The organism is Halomonas sp. 113 (assembly GCF_904067645.1).
In the GTDB taxonomy this organism is placed as follows: Bacteria; Pseudomonadota; Gammaproteobacteria; order Pseudomonadales; family Halomonadaceae; genus Vreelandella; species Vreelandella titanicae.
The window spans coordinates 5,081,999-5,099,154 of sequence record NZ_LR881453.1 but is presented as its reverse complement, the minus strand read 5'-3'; the positions used below and the strand labels follow the sequence as shown (position 1 = coordinate 5,099,154).

Below are 17,156 nucleotides of genomic sequence, written 5' to 3'. Positions count from 1 at the left end.
ATGGACTATTTTAATTACCGCGATGGCGTGCTGTACGCCGAAGATGTACCGCTGTCACGCATTGCCGACGAGTTCGGCACGCCCTGCTACGTCTACTCAAAAGCGACGTTTGAACGTCACTTTCGCGCCTATACCGAAGCACTGGGTGGTCACCCGCACCTGATTTGTTACGCGGTGAAAGCCAACTCTAACCTGGCGGTGCTGGGCTTGTTGGCCAAGCTGGGCGCGGGGTTCGATATTGTCTCTATCGGTGAGCTTGAGCGGGTGCTAAAAGCCGGTGGCGACCCGGCGAAAGTAGTGTTTTCGGGCGTTGCCAAGCAACCCCATGAAATGGTTCGTGCGCTGGACGTGGGCATTAAGTGCTTTAACGTTGAGTCACGCCCCGAACTTGAGCGCTTGAATCGTGTCGCCGGTGAGTTGGGGAAAATTGCCCCGGTCTCATTGCGGGTCAACCCAGACGTGGATGCGGGTACTCATCCGTATATCTCCACTGGTTTGAAGGATAATAAGTTCGGCATCCCGGTGGATGAAGCGTTGGCGGTTTACGAACTAGCCGCAAGCCTGCCCAATTTGCAGGTGAAGGGGCTCGACTGCCACATCGGTTCACAGCTAACTGAAACCGCACCCTTCCTGGATGCCCTTGATCGCTTACTGGTGCTTATGGAGCGGCTGCGTGAGCGGGGCATCGAAATCGAGCACCTTGATTTAGGTGGCGGTTTAGGCGTGCCTTACCGCGATGAAAAACCGCCCCAGCCGTTTGATTACGCTAGCCAACTGTTGGCGCGGCTTTCGCGTTGGGAAGGTGGCGAAGCGCTTACGTTGCTGTTTGAACCCGGTCGCTCCATCGCCGCCAATGCGGGTGTCATGCTCACTCGGGTAGAGTTTCTCAAGCCTGGAGAGACCAAGAACTTCGCCATTGTCGATGCGGCCATGAATGACCTGATTCGCCCGGCGCTGTACCAGGCCTGGCAGGCGATTGTGCCGGTGGATACTCGTCAAACACGCGAAAGCGCCCTTTACGACGTAGTGGGCCCAGTGTGTGAAACGGGTGACTTCCTGGGTAAGGAACGCGAGCTGGCGATTACCGAAGGCGATCTTTTGGCGGTGCGCTCGGCGGGGGCCTACGGTTTTGTTATGGCGTCGAACTATAACAGTCGCCCTCGCGCCGCCGAGTTAATGGTTGATGGCGACAGCTGCCATGTGGTGCGCGCGCGGGAAACCGTTGCCAGTCTGTGGGCGGGTGAAGCGCTGCTGCCCGAAGGGGGGCGTTGATGCTGTTACACTTCACCAAAATGCATGGCCTGGGTAATGACTTTGTCATGGTGGATCTAGTCACTCAGCGCGCCCGGTTGGACGAAGCTCAGATTCGTGCACTGGCAGACCGGCGTTTCGGCATTGGCTTTGATCAGTTGTTGCTCGTCGAACCGCCCCGGGATCCAGAGATGGATTTTCGCTACCGCATTTACAATGCTGACGGCAGTGAAGTGGAAAATTGTGGCAACGGTGCACGCTGCTTTGCCCGCTTCGTGCGCGATCAGCGATTGACCCACAAGCATGAAATCCACGTAGAAACCGCCGGGGGCCCGTTGGTGCTGACCGTGCAGCACGACGGTATGGTGCGAGTGGATATGGGCCGCCCGCGGTTTAGCCCTTTGGCGCTGCCGTTCGATGCCCCTGGGGATCAACCCCTGCATCAGTTACAAGTGGGTGATGAAACGCTGCAGATCGGCGTGGTCTCTATGGGAAACCCACATGCTGTGATGCAGGTTGAGAACGTTGATAGCGCCCCGGTGGAGCGCCTCGGGCCGTTGGTAGAGGCGCATCCGCGTTTTCCCAAGCGTGTTAACGTGGGCTTTATGCAGGTACTCTCGCCCAGTGAAATTCGTTTGCGTGTGTATGAGCGCGGCAGTGGCGAAACGCTGGCCTGCGGTACCGGTGCCTGCGCTGCAGTTGCCAGCGGTATTCGCCAGGGGCTGCTAAAAAGCCCCGTAAAAGTCCATTTACCCGGTGGAGAGCTCAGCATTGAGTGGCCTGACCCTGAAGGGGCGCTAACGATGGTGGGGCCAGCTACACGCGTCTTCGATGGCCGCGTAGCACTTAATTAATTCGAGGAGAACGGCGATGTCACAAGCCCCTGAACCCCGCAAAACGCTCGAGCCTGATCAAGTGGCGTTCTGGCTGGCGCGTCATCCCGATTTTTTCGTCGGTCGTGAAGGGTTACTGCAGCAGCTGCAGGTGCCCCACCCGCATATCGACGGGGCGGTGTCACTGCTAGAACGCTTGGTGTTAGACCTGCGTAAGCGCGCGGAAACCGCCGAGGGCCGCCTGGAGCACCTGCTGGAGACTGCTCGCCATAACGAATCCCAGTACCGCCGGCTGCGGGAAACGTTGATAGCCCTGGTGGAAGCGCCGGATCGCGATGCGCTGGCGCAAGCGCTGGCCACCCAGCTTAGCGAGCGCTTTGAAACCCCGGCCATGGCGCTGTGGTGTCCGGCCACGTTAAGCGATAGTGAACCGACGCCGCCTCAACCGCCACGGCACGTGCTTGATCAACATGCCAGCACGCGGCTGTCGGCGCTGCTGGATGGCCGCACCAGCCGTTGTGTGAAACTTAGCGTCAGCGACTGGAAGTGCTTGCTGCCCCATGTCAAAGCGCCGCGCAAAGCCGGTTCCTGTGCGATTTCACGGCTCTCGGCGGGTGACCCTTTGGGCTATTTGCTGCTGGCCAGCCCCAGCCCTGACGCCTATCGGGCCAGCATGGATACGCTGTTCACTGAGTACTTGGGTGATATCGTCGCGCGCCTGCTGGTGCGCCTGGGCGACTATGGCTGAAGCTCTTCCAACGGAAATAACGATAGCCAAGCGCGTTGAGGCTTTTTTAGCGGCGCTGGCATACCATGCTAGCCCTGCCACGGTGGCGGCTTATCAGCATGATTTGGCCGCACTGTGTAACTTCACCGAGCGACGCGATGTGACAAATCCTGCAGCGTTAGATACCGCTCTGCTGAGGGCTTTTCTGGGGTCGGAGCGTAGCCGGGGGCTGGCGCCTAGAAGCCTGGCCCGGCGGCGGGCGGCACTTTCCCGCTTCGCCGATTACCTGGTCAAGCAGGATGTGCTGGTCGATAACCCGGTGGGACTACTGCGTACGCCCAAACAGCCCAGCCACCTGCCGCGCCCGGTGGATGTCGACGCCCTGGCGCGCTTTCTCGATACCCCCCACGATGGCTCGCCGCTGGGCGTGCGAGATCAGGCTATTCTTGAACTGTTTTACTCCAGTGGCCTGCGCTTAGCGGAGCTGGCGGCGCTTGATTTGGGCGATTTGCAGAATAGCCGGGTAAGAGTGATCGGCAAAGGCGGCAAGCCGCGTCAGGTGCCGGTAGGGCGCCGCGCCCAGCAGGCGCTGGCTGAGTGGCTGGGGTGTCGCTCAGTGCTGGCACCCATTGATGAGCAGGCGCTATTTGTGGGCCAACGCGGGCAGCGCTTGGGGCATCGTGCCATTCAAAAGCGCTTAGCTCAGCTGTCGCTTGCCCGTGGCTTGCCCGAACACCTGCACCCGCACCGTTTGCGGCACTCCTTTGCCAGTCACCTGTTGGAGTCGAGCCAGGATCTGCGCGCCGTGCAAGAGCTGTTGGGGCACGCCAATCTATCGACCACGCAAATCTACACCCGGCTTGATTGGCAGCATCTGGCGACCAGCTACGACGCAGCGCACCCTCGTGCTAAACGAGGCTCCAACGACAGTAAGAATAGCCCCAGGAGCAAACCATGACGATGCTGCAGGCCATTACCTTCGATTTGGACGACACCCTATGGGACAACCACGGAGTCATGGCGCGTACCGAAGAGGGCCACTACCGCTGGCTACTGGAGGCACTTGAGGCATGGCGAGCGGCACGCCAGGAAACAGCGCTGGCGTTATCCCACGAAAGCGGCGGGCTGGATTATCTGCAGCGCCGTCAACAGTTGGCCAAAGAGGTGCCCGAACGGCGCGGCGACTTCACTTGGCTACGTTTGCGCTCACTGGAGGCCCAGTTAGAACACGCAGGTCTGCACCGCAGTGCTGCGTTGATGTGGGCAGCAGCAGCGATGAATGAGTTTCACCGCCTGCGCGTGCAGGTCACGCCCCATCCAGAAGCGGCCGGACTGCTGGCTGCCCTGGCAGAGCGCTATCAGTTGGCGGCGATCACCAACGGTAATATTCATCTTAAACGTCAGCCGCTGGCTGGCTACTTTCCGGTGGCCATTGCCGCGGGTGAGTTACTGGCGCCCAAGCCTGATCCGACGCCATTCCTCACCGCGCTGTCGCGCTTAAACGTTTCCCCCGAGTGTGCTATGCACGTGGGCGATTCGTGGCAGGAGGACGTGTTACCTGCCCAGCAGTTGGGCATGCACGCGGTATGGATTTCTGAAACAGAGGATCAACCGCTCCCCACGCGCGTGCATCGTATTGCCCATATTAAAGAGCTGCCCAGCATTCTCGAGAAGTTAGAGGCGCCTCATTCTGGCGGTGTATACAGCCACTGATTGAGCTTCTGGGACAGCGTATCGACGCCGTCGCGCTTGAGTGAAGAGAACAGCTGAACAGAGACGAGGTCTTCCCACTCTTTCAAGCGTGAGCGCACTTTTTGCAACGCAGCGCTGGCAGGGCCTTTTTTCAGTTTGTCGGCTTTGGTGAGCAAAATATGCACCGGCATTCCGCGCTGGTCAGCATAATCGAGCATCATTTGGTCGAACTCGGTGAGCGGGTGGCGCACGTCCATTAGCAGTACTAAGCCGCGTAGACTGAAACGGTTGCGCAGGTACTCGGCTAGGTGCTTTTGCCACTCTAGCTTGACCGCCTCCGGCACCTTGGCGTAACCGTAGCCGGGTAGGTCGACCAAACGCCGCGACTCGTCGTTCATAACGCTGAAAAAGTTGATCAGCTGGGTGCGCCCCGGTGTGCGCGAGGTGCGCGCTAACGCATTTTGTTGCGTTAATGCGTTGATAGCACTGGATTTGCCCGCGTTTGAACGCCCGGCAAAGGCTACTTCTGCGCCGGTATCATCCGGGCACAGGGCCAGGGTGGGGGCGCTGATAAGAAAACTTGCCGTCGGGTAGTTCAGCCGAGGGACTGGGCTATCATGGGGGGTAGTCATTGGGTTGATCCTGAAAAACGAACATAAAAGCGGCCTACTCTGCGCACTATCACCTCTCTATCGCTTCGATAAAGTAGAACGCATGATAGCGACTCATGATAGAGAATTGAGAGCAGTACCGCGACGAATTACCCCTAAAGCAGTCCAGCACTTGCATTCCCGCCGCTGGGGTGATTCGTTATAATGCAAGCGGTTTATATCTGCGACCTGGGGCGCTAGTGTACCATCGCGATACGTTGTTGGTATTAGCGAAGGTTGGTATTGGCGGAGCTAACCCTGGTAACTTGTGAAACCTGGGAAGCGCCCAGGGTGCGTACCAGTCAAACATAAAACGGCATAGTGGAATAGCAATGAGAAAGTTACTGGCAAGCCTAGCAATTACCATGGGCGCCGTTGGCATCGCCCACGCTCAAACGGACTATCAAGCTGATGCTGACGCATCCGCTGGCCAGGAAATGGCCCAGACCTGTGCCGCCTGTCATGGGCAACAGGGCATTAGCCCATCGGGCGCTTTCCCTAATCTAGCGGGTCAGCAGATGTCCTATCTGGCGAAACAGATTATGGATATCCGCGACGGCAACCGCATGGTTCCCCAAATGGCCGGCCAAGTGGATGACTTCTCCGACCAGGATGCCTGGGATGTGGCAGCACACTTTGCGCGCCAGGATGCCAACTTGGGCCAGACCAGCGACGAAGACGCTGAGTTGCTGGCTCGCGGTGAAGAGCTTTACCGCGCTGGTGATATGTCCAAGGGCATTCCTGCCTGTTCAGCCTGCCATACGCCAACGGGTGTCGGTATCGGCAGCGCCGTTTACCCCGGTCTATCTGGGCAGCACGCTCAGTACACGGTCTCAACGTTGCAGGCATTCGCCTCAGGTGATCGTAACAATAGCCCCAATAACATCATGGGCGACATCGCTTCAAAAATGAGCGACAACGATATGGAAGCAGTGGCTAACTATGTATTGGGTTTAAACTAAGTGTTGGGTTTGAACTAACGTTCTAACCCTGGGCGTTTAAAACCACACATAGACAGCCTACATACTTCCTTATGCCGTTTGCGGGTTCTCACTAGGCAACGTTCTTGGCAACGTTTGCTAACTGAGGGAACCCGCTAATGTATCCACGGTCTCACCCTTCGCTTACCCATGGAGAAACTTTTACAATGTCTAAAACGCGAGCGATGTTTAAAACGTTAATGGTCGCACTGGCCGGTTTGGGGCTTTCTGCGGCAGTGAGTGCCCAGGAAGTGGTTGAAGGCCAACATTATGAGCTGCTTGAAACGCCGGTAGAAACCCAGGTTGATGACGGGCAAATTGAAGTCACCGAAGTATTTTGGTTTGGCTGCCCGCACTGCTACCGCCTGCAAACGCCGATTAATGAGTGGTACGAGACCCTGGACGATGACGTTAGTGTCGTCAAAATGCCCGCCACCATGGGTGGGGATTGGAATACCCACGCTACAGCATTCTATGCAGCTGAGTCGCTGGGTATCGAAGAGGAGCTACACGCCGACTTCTTTAACGCCATTCATCAGGAAAATCAGTCGCTCACAGAGCCCGATGAGATTGCTGCTTTCTTTGCCAACTACGGCGTCAGCGAAGAAGAGGCCAAGCAAGCGCTGACTGACTTTGGTGTGCGTAGCGAAGTGAATGATGCCAATAACCGTATGCGCAAAATGAAGTTAATGGGTGTGCCTGCCCTGGTGATTGATGGCCGTTTTCTGGTGACGCCGAGCTCAGCCGGTAGCCTGGAAAACATGCCGAAAGTCGCTGAAGCGTTGGTTGAGCAGGTGCGTGAAGAGCGCACAGAGTAACCGTGTTGCGTGAAGCGAGGGAGCGTGACACAACAGCCATCAATGGCTCACACTCGACGCTGTTTGAAGATGGGCACTTGCGTTTGCTGACCTTTAATTTGCAGGTGGGCATCCAGACCTCGGCGTACCATCACTATCTTACGCGCAGTTGGCAGCACCTACTGCCCAACCCGCGTCGCCAGAAGCGGCTGGACGTGATGGGCGAAGTGCTGAGCAAGTTTGACGTGGTGGGGCTGCAAGAGGTCGATGGCGGTAGTTTTCGCTCAAGCCGCGTCAATCAGGTGGAGTATCTCGCTGCCCAAGCGGGGTTTCCCCATCATGTTCAGCAGCTCAATCGCAATCTGGGGCACATTGCCCAGCACAGTAACGGTTTACTCTCGCGCTTGGTACCCAGCCAAATAGAAGAGCACCGTTTGCCGGGGGCAATGCCAGGGCGCGGTGCGATTCACGCCCGCTTTGGCGAAGGGCCTGATGCGCTGCATATCTTTGTTGCCCACCTGGCGCTAAGCCACCGCGGCCGGGTGCGTCAGCTCAACTACTTAAGCGATATCATTCAACCACTGCGCCACGTGGTGGTCATGGGGGATCTCAACTGCACCCCTGACCAACTGCACGCTCACGAGCGTTTTAGTGCGTCGCTACCGCTGCACCCGGTTAAACCCCTGTTCAGTTACCCCTCCTGGCAGCCGCGCCATGCGTTGGATCATATTCTGCTTTCGCAATCGTTAGAGGCCGCCGAAGTGCGGGTGCTGGATCATCTCTTCTCTGACCACCTGCCGATTGCTGTCGATTTACCCTTGCCCGAGGCCTGTTTAGCGGCAATTCGTTCAAGCGTTTAATAATAAGCACGCTGTGCACTCCGTGAGCGCTGCATTGTCCGCGTATATGCGCTATTGTCTGGGACGCTGATCCCCTTAGCCGTTTTACGCGAGACACTCCCATGTCGGACACAACACAACTACCTGCTTTTATTGGTGCGCTGGACCGCGCTTCCGAATGGTTCGGGCGTACCCTTGCGTGGCTGATCATCCTTATGATGTTGATTCAGTTCGCGATTGTACTGCTTCGCTATGCCTTCAGTGTGAATAGCATCTTCATGCAAGAACTAGTGATGTATATGCACGCCAGCGTGTTTATGCTCGCTGCCGCCTATACGTTTCGCCACGACGGCCACGTGCGGGTGGATATCTTCTATCGAGGCATGACCCCGCGTCGCCAGGCGTTAATCAATGTGGTGGGCATTATCACGCTATTGATTCCAGTGATGGTCTTTATCATCGCTTCCAGTCTGGGCTACGTGGCCAACTCCTGGCGTATTCTGGAGACCTCCTCCGATTACGGCGGTATTCCGGCAGTCTACGCTCTGAAAACCTTGATACCGTTGTTTGCCGTGCTGATGATCGTGCAAGGCGTGATTGAAATTGTGCGCAATGGCTACGTGATGACCGGGCGGATAACGCCGGGAGCTGCTGGTGGCAATCACCTTGAGGAGCGTGTTTGATGCTGGAATTTATGCCAGTTATTTTATTTGCCGTTATCTGTATTGTGTTGATGTTCGGCTTTCCCGTGGCGCTTTCGCTGGCGGGCACGGCGCTGCTGTTTGCCGGAATGGGACTCGGGTTGGAAGCCATCGGTATCGACGCTAACTTTGATAGTGGCTATCTTGCCGCCTTGCCCAACCGGCTCTACGGCATAATGACCAACCAAACGCTGTTGGCGGTGCCGCTATTTGTCTTGATGGGCGTGTTGCTGGAAAAATCCAAAGTGGCTGAGACGCTGCTGGATGCCATGGCCCTGCTGTTTGGTGCCATGCGCGGTGGCCTGGGTATTTCGGTGACCCTGGTGGGTATGCTGATGGCTGCCTCTACCGGTATTGTGGGGGCCACGGTGGTCACCATGGGGCTGATGTCGCTTCCCACCATGCTAAAGCGTGGCTACAGCACCTCGTTGGCAACCGGCACCATCTGCGCCACCGGCACTCTGGGGCAGATTATTCCGCCTTCCATTGCCTTGGTACTGCTTGGTGATGTGCTGTCATCGGCGTATCAGCAGGCGCAGTTGGATATGGGTATCTTCAGCCCTAAAACGGTCTCCGTGGGCGACCTGTTTATGGGCGCGCTGGTGCCTGGGCTACTTCTGGTCGTGATGTACATGGTCTATGTGGCCCTGGTGGCCTGGTTGCGTCCGCATATGGCGCCTGCTGCCGACCGTGAAGAGTTGATGGCCGAGCTTGGTCATACCTCAGGGATTGGCATGCTACTGCTCAAAGGGCTGGTGCCACCGGTGGTGCTGATTGTGGCGGTACTGGGCTCGATTCTTAGTGGTTTTGCCACGCCGACCGAGGCTTCAGCGGTAGGCGCCTTCGGCGCTTTAGTACTGGCGCTGGCTTATCGTCAGCTCGATTGGGCGACGTTGAAGGACGTGCTGCGTTCGACCACTCACGTGACTACCATGGTGTTTTTGATCCTGATCGGTGCAGCGCTGTTTTCGCTGGTGTTTCGCGCTTACGGCGGCGAACACATGGTGACCGAACTGTTCGAGGGTATGCCTGGTGGGGTGGTCGGCGCGACGATCATCGTTATGCTGGTGATCTTTTTGCTCGGCTTTATTCTCGACTTTATCGAAATCACCTTTGTGGTGGTGCCCATTGTCGGGCCGATCTTGCTTGCCATGGGCCTTGACCCGATTTGGCTGGGCATCATGATCGCGATTAACCTACAAACGTCGTTCTTAACGCCGCCGTTCGGCTTTGCGCTGTTCTATCTGCGTGGCGTAGCGCCGCCATCTGTATCTACCTCGGCTATTTACCGTGGCGTTATCCCGTTTATCCTAATGCAACTGGGTATGTTGCTGATGCTAACGTTCTTCCCGCAGTTGGCAACGTGGCTGCCAGCGCAGTTTGGCTAATAAAGGGTTAGTTGAAAAACATCGCTGCTATCAACGTTAAGAAGTGGCAACCTAATTAATAAGCAGTAAATAGCCATTAATGGCCTGAAGTAAACCGCCTAGTGTTCTACGCTAGGCGGAGTATTCCCTACTCATAATAGTAATAATAGAAAGTAAGAGGGTTATTGTATGAAAGCCAAGACACTCCCTACTGCCATCGCCATGACGACTGCACTTTCCGCCAGTTTGTTGGCAGTCTCTAGCGTTGATAATCACGCCCAGGCGCAAGAGGAAGAATTCCGTTGGAAAATGGTCACCTCCTGGCCGAAAAATTTCCCAGGTGTTGGTCAGGGTCCCGAGCGGTTATCCCAGCTGGTCGATGAAATGTCGGATGGCCGCCTGACCATTGAAGTCTTCGGTGCTGGCCAGTTGGTACCGGGGTTTGAGGTGTTTGACGCCGTTTCTGACGGTACCGCTGAGCTAGGCCACTCCGCCTCCTACTACTGGAAAGGCAAAGCGCCTGCTGCGCAGTTCTTTGCTGCCGTGCCGTTTGGCATGAATGCACAAGAGATGAACGCTTGGCTAAGCTATGGCGGCGGTATGGAGTTGTGGAACGAGCTCTACGATGACTTCGGCGTTGACGTCATGGTGGCGGGTGCCTCAGGCGTGCAGATGGGGGGCTGGTACAACAAAGAGATCAATTCGGTTGCCGACCTCGACGGACTGAAAATGCGTATGCCGGGCCTGGGTGGCGAAGTGATGAGCCGCATGGGGGTCGCGATTGTGAATATGCCGGGTGGCGAGATCTTTACTTCGCTGCAATCCGGTGCGATTGACGCAACAGAGTGGATTGGCCCTTACAACGACCTGGCATTCGGACTACATCAAGCCGCCGACTATTATTACTACCCAGGCTGGCACGAGCCGACGGTCATGTTTGAGGCGATTGTCAACGAAGAGGCTTTCGCGGAGCTGCCAGCGGATTTGCAGGCGATCCTGCGTACCGCTATTAGCGACATTAACCAGAGCGTACTGGATGAGTACACCGCACGTAACAACGATGCGCTGGAAACCCTGGTGAACGAGCACGATGTTGAGCTACGCCGCATTCCCGATGACGTACTGGCCCAGGCGCGTGAGCACTCTCAAGATGTGGTCGCCGAGCTGGCTGAATCGAGCGAATTAGCTACGCGTATCTATGACTCCTATCAAGCGTTCCAGGAGAAGGTCGAGGATTACCACGCCATCTCCGAGCAGGCGTATTACAACGCCCGCAACCCGGAAGGTGACACCGCGCAATAGTTTGCCGTGCTTGATACACACTAACGAGCCGCCTTCGGGCGGCTCGTTAGTGTGTTTGGTATGTACGTTTTCGGCAGCATAAGTCGCCCAGCTTGGGTATCCTAGGCGTACAGTGACGTTTTTGCCGTGAAGGAGCCCCATGTCTACCCATTCCCGTCTTCGCAATGTGCTTACCATCGCCGGCTCCGATCCCTCGGGGGGCGCCGGGCTGCAGGGAGATCTAAAAACCTTTTCAGCCCTTGGCGTTTACGGCACCAACGTGATTACCGCGGTGATTGCCCAGAATACCTGCAGGGTGGCCTCGGTGTACCCCGTTTCGCCTCAGGCCATACGCGAGCAGTTGGAACACCTGCTGGATGATGTGGTGATAGACGCGGTTAAAATTGGCATGGTGGCGAGCCGTGAAGTCGCCGAGGTTATTGCTGATGTGCTGCGTCAGCGCCGCCCACGCTGGATTGTGCTCGACCCTGTGATGGTCGCCAAGAGCGGGGATGTTCTGGTCGACGACGCCGGTATTCATGCAGTCCGCGATATTCTCGTGCCGCTAGCCGATGTGATTACCCCCAATCTGCCGGAAGCCGCTGTATTGCTCGACACGCCGTCGCCCACCAGTTTAGACGCCATGGAAGCGATGCTGCCGGGGTTAACGCAATTGGGCGCGCCCTATGTGGTGCTGAAAGGCGGCCATCTGCGCGGGGAAACCTGCCCAGACTTGCTGGCAACCCCCAATGGTCATGAGTGGTTGCCCGCCTCGCGAATCGATACCGACAATTTGCACGGTACCGGCTGTGCGCTCTCCTCAGCGATCGCCGCCTGCTTGGCGAAGCTACCCGTGTATGCCGAAGGGGATGCCCCGGTAGCCGCTATCAGTGATGCCAAGCAGTGGCTGCACGCAGCCCTGGAGGCGAGCGTGCGCTTAAACGTGGGGAAAGGACGCGGCCCGGTGCACCATTTTCACGCTTGGTGGTGATGCTAGCTGTAGCCAGTGGCATTTGGGCAACAGTGCTTGCGAGAATGGACATTGCACACCATGCTAAGGAGTGTTTGCTTAACGGCTTGTAAGGCTGAGCTGCTCAGCCGAGGAGCGTTTCGCCATGCCTCGCACCATTCTGTTTGCCACCGATCTTTCCGCTGATAATCGCGCCGCTTTTGCTCGGGCGTTACGTTTGGCCTATGCCCAGGGTGTTCAGCTAGACGTGCTGCACGTGTTGGATCCTTATCTACCCAGGCGTGTGCTGCTGGATGTCGAGAGCGCGGTAGTGGAAGACATCACTACCATGTTGACGGATCTACGCGAAGACTACGCCCTAGAGGCGCCGAAAACGCTGATCCAGACCGTGACCGGCTCGCCTCACGTTGAAATCGTCCGCGAAGCTCATGAGCGCAACGCCGAGCTGATTGTGCTGGGCATGCATCGCAAGCGCGGGCAAAAAGACCTGCTGGCGGGTACCACGGTAATGCGCGTGCTGCGCAGTGCTCCATGCCCTGTGGTGGTCTCTTCTCACCAGCCGACCCAGCCCTGGCAGCATATTTTGGTGCCCATCGATTTTTCACTGACGGCGCGGCATACCTTGAAAGAGGCGCTGATTCGCTTCCCTGAAGCCACGCTGACACTGTTGCACGCCTGGACACTGCCCGGCGAGCGCGAGTTGGGTTCGCAAGCCTATTACGCCCATTGGCGTGAACATGAAGTGCAGCGTCTGCGTGAGCAGTTGAGTAACGAAGTCGATAGCCTGATACGCGAGTTAGAAGGAGTTCCCGATGTGGAGTTGGTGTTAGAACAAGGCGCGCCCTGTGATGTGCTGCAAGCATATATGAAGCGCCACACGCCCGATCTCGTGATGATCGGCAGTCGCGGTCAGCCCCACCACACCAGCCAGCTAACCGAGATGCTCCTGTGTGAACCGCACTGCGATTTAATGCTCTGCCGTGCCTGGTAAGTGGGTGGTGTTAATAATCAGTAGTGAACGGCCAATCATATATATTGTACGGAACCTTTATATGGTGTGTTGGTATGTATAGATATACTGCCATGAGGAGGTTCTATGTCTATATGCTTATTAGGGGCTAGGCGCGCCATACAATGGTCACTGCTGTTAGCTGGCCTATCGCTAACGCCTTGGGCGATGGCCAACAGTGTGACGGAAAAAGGCGAAGTGTTTGAGCGCACGGTAGAGGAGCACGGCCAGCGCTATAGCCTTATTGGTAGTGGCGTGTTTCGCTACATGATCTGGACGGCCTATGCGGGCGCCTACTACCAGGCAGGCGAATCCGAGCCACAGCCGTTGAGTGACGTTCCAAGGCGTTTGGAGCTTGCTTATTTCCATGCCATCGACGCCCCTGACTTCTCTGAAGCCACCACAGAAAGCCTTCAGAAGAGCCTCACCGCCTATGAATTTTCCCAGTTGGAAGCAGAGGTTGAGGCATTTAACCAAAGCTACCAGGACGTCAAGCCGCAAGATCACTATGTGCTAAGTTGGGACGGTGACACGCTGCGCCTGGCGCTAAACGGCGAAACATTATATGAGGGTGGTAACGCAGAGCTGGCTAGCGCCATGTTCGGTATCTGGCTGGGTGAGCGGCCTTTGGGTGAAGATTTTCGCAATGCCCTGCTAGGGAAAAATTAACGAGCGGTCGTTATAATGGCCGTTTGCTAGTGGGGAGAGAGACGTTTTGAAGGCACTCATTCAGCGCGTGAAGCGCGCCAGCGTGGAAGTGGAGGGCGAAATCGTCGGCAGTATCGACCATGGACTGCTGGCGCTGATAGGAGTGGAGAAGCACGATGACGGGACTAGCGTGGAAAAACTGCTGCACAAGCTCCTCCACTACAGGGTATTCAGCGACGCCGAAGGTAAAATGAATCACAACCTGCAGCAGGTGAACGGTGGTCTGCTGCTCGTCTCCCAGTTCACCCTGGCGGCGGATACCCGTAAGGGGCTGCGGCCGGGCTTCTCCAGCGCCGCTCCTCCCGCCCAGGGTGAAGAGCTATTCAACTTGCTGGTTACCCAGACCCGTACTGCCTGGCCGCACGTCGCCACCGGTGAATTTGGCGCCGATATGCAGGTGGCGCTAATTAACGACGGCCCGGTAACGTTTTTGCTGGAAAGCTAGTTGTTTACTTTGCAAATATCCTTCGCTGGAAAGGAGAGTCGTCATTACATCGAATACTCAGCCACCCACTTGCTGGATCGTTGCTGGGCCTAATGGAGCCGGTAAGACGACCTTCGCACTTCATTATCTCCCTCAGGTAGCGCATTGCTCCCGGTTTATCAATGCTGACTTGATTGCTGCAGGTCTCTCTCCGCTGGCGCCAGAGCGGGAGCTACTAACCGCTAGCAGAATTTTCTTGGGCGAAGTCCAACAGGCAATTGAGGAAAGAGATGACTTTGCCTTTGAAACAACACTATCTGGACGAAGCTATATGCGGCTGGTGAAACAACTGCTATCAGAGGGTTGGCGCGTAGAGTTAGTTTATCTAGCCCTACCTTCCGTCGAAATGTCACGTCTACGCGTTGCAGAGCGTGTTTCACATGGCGGCCACGATATTCCTTCGAAAGACATTCAGCGCCGATTTCCGCGAAGTTTGCGCAACCTATTAACGCTATTTGCGCCATGTGTTACTCGCGCTCGTTGTTTTATGAATGATGGCGATATGCCAGAACTTGTCTTTGAGCAGCGTGGAAGCAAACGAGATATAATCAATGATCCGTATTTTCAATTAATCTGTAAGGAGTCAGCGTCATGAGCCAGCTTGCACCCGACACGCAGGAAATGCTCAACAGCCTTCGTGCCGCTGTGACAGAAACATTGGAGCGTAAGCGTCGACTTGGCCAGTACGCGGTTATTTGGAAAGACGGCAAACCTGAGTTGGCAGGTGGTGACGCTCCCGAGAACCAAATAGACATCTCACATCCCCAGGGTTCCTCTACGAGCTAATGATCAGGCATTCCAATTCCACGACGGCCCGGTAACGTTTTTGTTGGAAAGCTGGCCCTATTGTTGAGTATTCGCTTTCCGCTAGCTAGCCGTCTCTTCACTGGCGAGCAGTTCTGCTTCCATTGTCTCCAACGCCTCTTCGGCGCTGAGCCACTGCCGCTCTGATTCATCCAGGCGCGCTTTAATCTCTGCCTGCTGACTCAGCGTCTTGGTCAGTTCGGCTTTGCGGCTGCTGTCAGTGTAGAGCTCAGGGTCTGCCAGCACTTGTTCCACCTTATCAAGCTCGTGCTGGGCCTTCTCCATGGCTTTTTCTGCCTGGTCGCGCTGCTTTTTCAGTGGGCGCAGCTTCTCGCGCAGTTCGGCAGCCGCTTTGCGGGATGCTTTACGCGCTTCTCGGCTGTCGCCGCTAGGCTGCTGGTTCTGGCGCTCGGCTTTTTCACCGCGGGAATCCCGACGGCTCTCTTCCAGGCGCGCTTTAAGCCAAGCCCGGTAATCTTCCAAATCACCATCGAAGGGCTCGACACGGTGATCCGCCACCCGCCAGAACTCATCGACCGTGGCGCGCAGTAAGTGACGGTCGTGGGAGACCAGAATAACCGTGCCTTCGAAGCTTGCCAGCGCTTGGGTCAGCGCCTCGCGCATCTCTAAGTCCAGGTGGTTGGTGGGCTCATCGAGCAGCAGCAGGTTGGGTTTTTGCCAAGCGACGAGGGCCAGCGCCAGGCGGGCTTTCTCACCTCCAGAGTAGTTGGCGACTGTGCCGAAGGCGTCATCGCCCTTAAAGCCAAAGCCGCCCAGGAAGTTGCGGATATCCTGATCGCTGGCGGTGGGCGAGAGGCGCTGGACATGCACAAAGGGCGTCGATGAAACATCCAGGCTCTCAAGCTGATGCTGAGCAAAATACCCAATCGCCAAATGCTCGCCGGGTACGCGCTTGCCGTTAAGCAGCTCAAGCTCCCCGGTGAGCGACTTAATCAGCGTCGATTTACCCGCCCCGTTGGGGCCTAACAGGCCAATGCGGCTACCGGGCAGCAGGGTGACGTTGACCTTGTCTAGTTGAATGTTGTCGTCACTGCCGTCGCCCTTTTTACCGCGATAGCCTAGCTGCGCCTGGTCAAGCACCAGCAGAGGATGCGAGGTTTTATCGGCGGCGGGCAGCGTAAAGTGGAAGGGGGAGTCCACATGGGCGACGGCGATATCTTCCATGCGCTCGAGCATTTTTACCCGGCTTTGTGCCTGCTTGGCCTTGGTCGCCTTGGCTTTAAAGCGGGCGATAAAGCGTTCGATCTCTTCCCGGCGAGCCTGCTGCTTGGCGGCTTCAGCCTGTTGCAGAGCAAGCTTTTCGGCGCGAGTGCGCTCGAATTGGGAGTAATTGCCGCGGTATAGCTCCAGGGTTTGGTGGTGCATATGCACGATGTGATCGCATACGGCATCTAAAAAGTCACGGTCGTGGGAAATCAGCAGCAGGGTGCCAGGATAGCGGGTTAGCCACTGCTCCAGCCACAGCAGGGCATCTAGATCCAGGTGGTTGGTAGGCTCATCCAGCAGCAGTAGATCGGAAGGCATAAACAGCGTACGAGCAAGATTGACCCGCATCCGCCAGCCGCCGGAAAACGCCGAGAGCGGGCGGGCGAGGTCAGCCTGGACGAAGCCCAGCCCCACCAGCAATTGCGCCGCACGCGACTCCGCACGGTAGCCATCCAGGGTCTCAATCAAACCGTGCAGTTCGGCTTCGCGGTGGGCTTGCCCGGCTTCCTGGGCGGCCAATAAGTCAGCTTCTGCTTGGCGTAGCGCCAAGTCGCCATCGAGTACATACTCGATAATTGGGCGGTCGAGGGCGTCAACTTCCTGGGCCATATGCGCAATGCGCTGGCCGCCACTCATCTCGACATCGCCCTGGTCGGGCGCAAGCTCGCCGAGCAGCAGTTTGAATAGGCTCGATTTACCGGCGCCGTTTGCCCCGATAATCCCGGCCTTTACCCCGTTATTAAGGGTAATGTCCGCGTTGTCGAGTAGCGTTTGCGTGCCGCGTTGCAAGGCGACTTGGCGCAGTGCGATCATGCCTTCTCCCGAAGAAAGTGGGT

The 17,156-nt window shown here is 56.9% G+C and carries 19 protein-coding genes; 17 read left to right on the top strand and 2 right to left on the bottom strand.

What is annotated here, in order from left to right; genetic code table 11:
• From lysA to YERSI8AC_RS23695, 5 genes are read left to right on the top strand one after another with little or no spacing between them, the layout of a single operon-like run.
• The gene (gene lysA, locus YERSI8AC_RS23715; RefSeq protein ID WP_022521221.1) at positions 1-1,272 is read left to right on the top strand and encodes a diaminopimelate decarboxylase; all 1,272 of its coding nucleotides are present in this window, start codon (positions 1-3) and stop codon (positions 1,270-1,272) included.
• Positions 1,272-2,105 carry a diaminopimelate epimerase gene (gene dapF, locus YERSI8AC_RS23710; protein ID WP_022521222.1) on the top strand — a complete coding sequence of 278 codons (834 nt, stop codon included), beginning with the start codon at positions 1,272-1,274 and terminating at the stop codon, positions 2,103-2,105. The genes lysA and dapF overlap by 1 nt, the downstream gene beginning before the upstream one ends.
• A 16-nt stretch (positions 2,106-2,121) precedes the next feature.
• The gene (locus YERSI8AC_RS23705) at positions 2,122-2,832 is read left to right on the top strand and encodes a DUF484 family protein (protein ID WP_022521223.1); all 711 of its coding nucleotides are present in this window, start codon (positions 2,122-2,124) and stop codon (positions 2,830-2,832) included.
• On the top strand, positions 2,825-3,769 hold the full coding sequence (locus YERSI8AC_RS23700; protein WP_138799527.1) for a tyrosine recombinase XerC: 945 nt from the start codon (positions 2,825-2,827) through the stop codon (positions 3,767-3,769). The genes YERSI8AC_RS23705 and YERSI8AC_RS23700 overlap by 8 nt, the downstream gene beginning before the upstream one ends.
• Positions 3,766-4,524 (top strand): HAD family hydrolase, encoded by a 759-nt coding sequence (locus tag YERSI8AC_RS23695; protein WP_041157314.1) that lies wholly within the window; start codon positions 3,766-3,768, stop codon positions 4,522-4,524. Before YERSI8AC_RS23700 ends, YERSI8AC_RS23695 begins: the two co-directional genes overlap by 4 nt.
• On the opposite strand, the gene yihA is transcribed toward YERSI8AC_RS23695, so the two are convergent.
• Positions 4,497-5,135: a ribosome biogenesis GTP-binding protein YihA/YsxC gene (gene yihA, locus YERSI8AC_RS23690; RefSeq protein WP_009286228.1), complete on the bottom strand. Its 639-nt coding sequence runs from the start codon at positions 5,133-5,135 to the stop codon at positions 4,497-4,499. The two genes, YERSI8AC_RS23695 and yihA, sit on opposite strands and share 28 nt — an antisense overlap.
• 350 nt (positions 5,136-5,485) lie before the next feature.
• Between yihA and YERSI8AC_RS23685 the strand changes: the two genes are divergently transcribed.
• The 12 genes from YERSI8AC_RS23685 (at position 5,486) to YERSI8AC_RS23630 (ending at position 15,075) form a co-directional block, all read left to right on the top strand.
• Complete coding sequence (locus YERSI8AC_RS23685; protein ID WP_022521226.1) at positions 5,486-6,115, top strand: c-type cytochrome; 630 nt, start codon at positions 5,486-5,488, stop codon at positions 6,113-6,115.
• Positions 6,116-6,318: 203 nt separating this feature from the next.
• Positions 6,319-6,951, top strand: coding sequence for a thiol:disulfide interchange protein DsbA/DsbL (locus tag YERSI8AC_RS23680; RefSeq protein ID WP_053857157.1), 633 nt, complete (start codon positions 6,319-6,321; stop codon positions 6,949-6,951).
• A gap of 5 nt (positions 6,952-6,956) precedes the next feature.
• A complete protein-coding gene (locus tag YERSI8AC_RS23675) occupies positions 6,957-7,790 on the top strand; it encodes an endonuclease/exonuclease/phosphatase family protein (protein ID WP_159177993.1) in 834 nt (277 codons plus the stop codon).
• A 101-nt stretch (positions 7,791-7,891) separates the two neighbouring features.
• Positions 7,892-8,452 carry a TRAP transporter small permease subunit gene (locus YERSI8AC_RS23670; RefSeq protein WP_009286227.1) on the top strand — a complete coding sequence of 187 codons (561 nt, stop codon included), beginning with the start codon at positions 7,892-7,894 and terminating at the stop codon, positions 8,450-8,452.
• Positions 8,452-9,858, top strand: a complete 1,407-nt coding sequence (locus YERSI8AC_RS23665; protein ID WP_022521229.1) for a TRAP transporter large permease — start codon at positions 8,452-8,454, stop codon at positions 9,856-9,858. Before YERSI8AC_RS23670 ends, YERSI8AC_RS23665 begins: the two co-directional genes overlap by 1 nt.
• Before the next feature lie 168 nt (positions 9,859-10,026).
• Entirely contained in the window at positions 10,027-11,139 is a 1,113-nt protein-coding gene (locus tag YERSI8AC_RS23660) for a TRAP transporter substrate-binding protein (protein WP_009286225.1), read from the top strand.
• A gap of 139 nt (positions 11,140-11,278) precedes the next feature.
• A complete protein-coding gene (gene thiD, locus YERSI8AC_RS23655; RefSeq protein ID WP_041157313.1) occupies positions 11,279-12,109 on the top strand; it encodes a bifunctional hydroxymethylpyrimidine kinase/phosphomethylpyrimidine kinase in 831 nt (276 codons plus the stop codon).
• Positions 12,110-12,233: 124 nt separating this feature from the next.
• Positions 12,234-13,079: a universal stress protein gene (locus tag YERSI8AC_RS23650; RefSeq protein ID WP_022521246.1), complete on the top strand. Its 846-nt coding sequence runs from the start codon at positions 12,234-12,236 to the stop codon at positions 13,077-13,079.
• A gap of 105 nt (positions 13,080-13,184) precedes the next feature.
• Positions 13,185-13,766 carry a chalcone isomerase family protein gene (locus YERSI8AC_RS23645; protein ID WP_009286223.1) on the top strand — a complete coding sequence of 194 codons (582 nt, stop codon included), beginning with the start codon at positions 13,185-13,187 and terminating at the stop codon, positions 13,764-13,766.
• 46 nt (positions 13,767-13,812) lie between these two features.
• Positions 13,813-14,250 carry a D-aminoacyl-tRNA deacylase gene (gene dtd, locus YERSI8AC_RS23640; protein WP_027957985.1) on the top strand — a complete coding sequence of 146 codons (438 nt, stop codon included), beginning with the start codon at positions 13,813-13,815 and terminating at the stop codon, positions 14,248-14,250.
• A 25-nt stretch (positions 14,251-14,275) separates the two neighbouring features.
• Positions 14,276-14,884, top strand: coding sequence for a zeta toxin family protein (locus YERSI8AC_RS23635; RefSeq protein ID WP_217920557.1), 609 nt, complete (start codon positions 14,276-14,278; stop codon positions 14,882-14,884).
• Entirely contained in the window at positions 14,881-15,075 is a 195-nt protein-coding gene (locus tag YERSI8AC_RS23630) for a hypothetical protein (protein WP_022521249.1), read from the top strand. Before YERSI8AC_RS23635 ends, YERSI8AC_RS23630 begins: the two co-directional genes overlap by 4 nt.
• An 81-nt stretch (positions 15,076-15,156) precedes the next feature.
• Here the strand turns inward: YERSI8AC_RS23630 and YERSI8AC_RS23625 are convergent, their stop codons facing one another.
• Positions 15,157-17,133, bottom strand: a complete 1,977-nt coding sequence (locus tag YERSI8AC_RS23625) for an ATP-binding cassette domain-containing protein (RefSeq protein WP_022521250.1) — start codon at positions 17,131-17,133, stop codon at positions 15,157-15,159.
• Between the last annotated feature and the right edge of the window lie 23 nt (positions 17,134-17,156).

Coding starts and splice junctions, on each gene's coding strand:
- YERSI8AC_RS23625 (WP_022521250.1), bottom strand. CDS start 17,133: ATGATCGCACTGCGCCAAGTCGCCTTGCAACGCGGCACGCAAACGCTA.
- YERSI8AC_RS23705 (WP_022521223.1), top strand. CDS start 2,122: ATGTCACAAGCCCCTGAACCCCGCAAAACGCTCGAGCCTGATCAAGTG.
- YERSI8AC_RS23660 (WP_009286225.1), top strand. CDS start 10,027: ATGAAAGCCAAGACACTCCCTACTGCCATCGCCATGACGACTGCACTT.
- YERSI8AC_RS23630 (WP_022521249.1), top strand. CDS start 14,881: ATGAGCCAGCTTGCACCCGACACGCAGGAAATGCTCAACAGCCTTCGT.
- YERSI8AC_RS23645 (WP_009286223.1), top strand. CDS start 13,185: ATGTCTATATGCTTATTAGGGGCTAGGCGCGCCATACAATGGTCACTG.
- YERSI8AC_RS23650 (WP_022521246.1), top strand. CDS start 12,234: ATGCCTCGCACCATTCTGTTTGCCACCGATCTTTCCGCTGATAATCGC.
- YERSI8AC_RS23685 (WP_022521226.1), top strand. CDS start 5,486: ATGAGAAAGTTACTGGCAAGCCTAGCAATTACCATGGGCGCCGTTGGC.
- YERSI8AC_RS23695 (WP_041157314.1), top strand. CDS start 3,766: ATGACGATGCTGCAGGCCATTACCTTCGATTTGGACGACACCCTATGG.
- YERSI8AC_RS23680 (WP_053857157.1), top strand. CDS start 6,319: ATGTTTAAAACGTTAATGGTCGCACTGGCCGGTTTGGGGCTTTCTGCG.
- YERSI8AC_RS23665 (WP_022521229.1), top strand. CDS start 8,452: ATGCTGGAATTTATGCCAGTTATTTTATTTGCCGTTATCTGTATTGTG.
- lysA (WP_022521221.1), top strand. CDS start 1: ATGGACTATTTTAATTACCGCGATGGCGTGCTGTACGCCGAAGATGTA.
- thiD (WP_041157313.1), top strand. CDS start 11,279: ATGTCTACCCATTCCCGTCTTCGCAATGTGCTTACCATCGCCGGCTCC.
- YERSI8AC_RS23670 (WP_009286227.1), top strand. CDS start 7,892: ATGTCGGACACAACACAACTACCTGCTTTTATTGGTGCGCTGGACCGC.
- dapF (WP_022521222.1), top strand. CDS start 1,272: ATGCTGTTACACTTCACCAAAATGCATGGCCTGGGTAATGACTTTGTC.
- yihA (WP_009286228.1), bottom strand. CDS start 5,135: ATGACTACCCCCCATGATAGCCCAGTCCCTCGGCTGAACTACCCGACG.
- YERSI8AC_RS23700 (WP_138799527.1), top strand. CDS start 2,825: ATGGCTGAAGCTCTTCCAACGGAAATAACGATAGCCAAGCGCGTTGAG.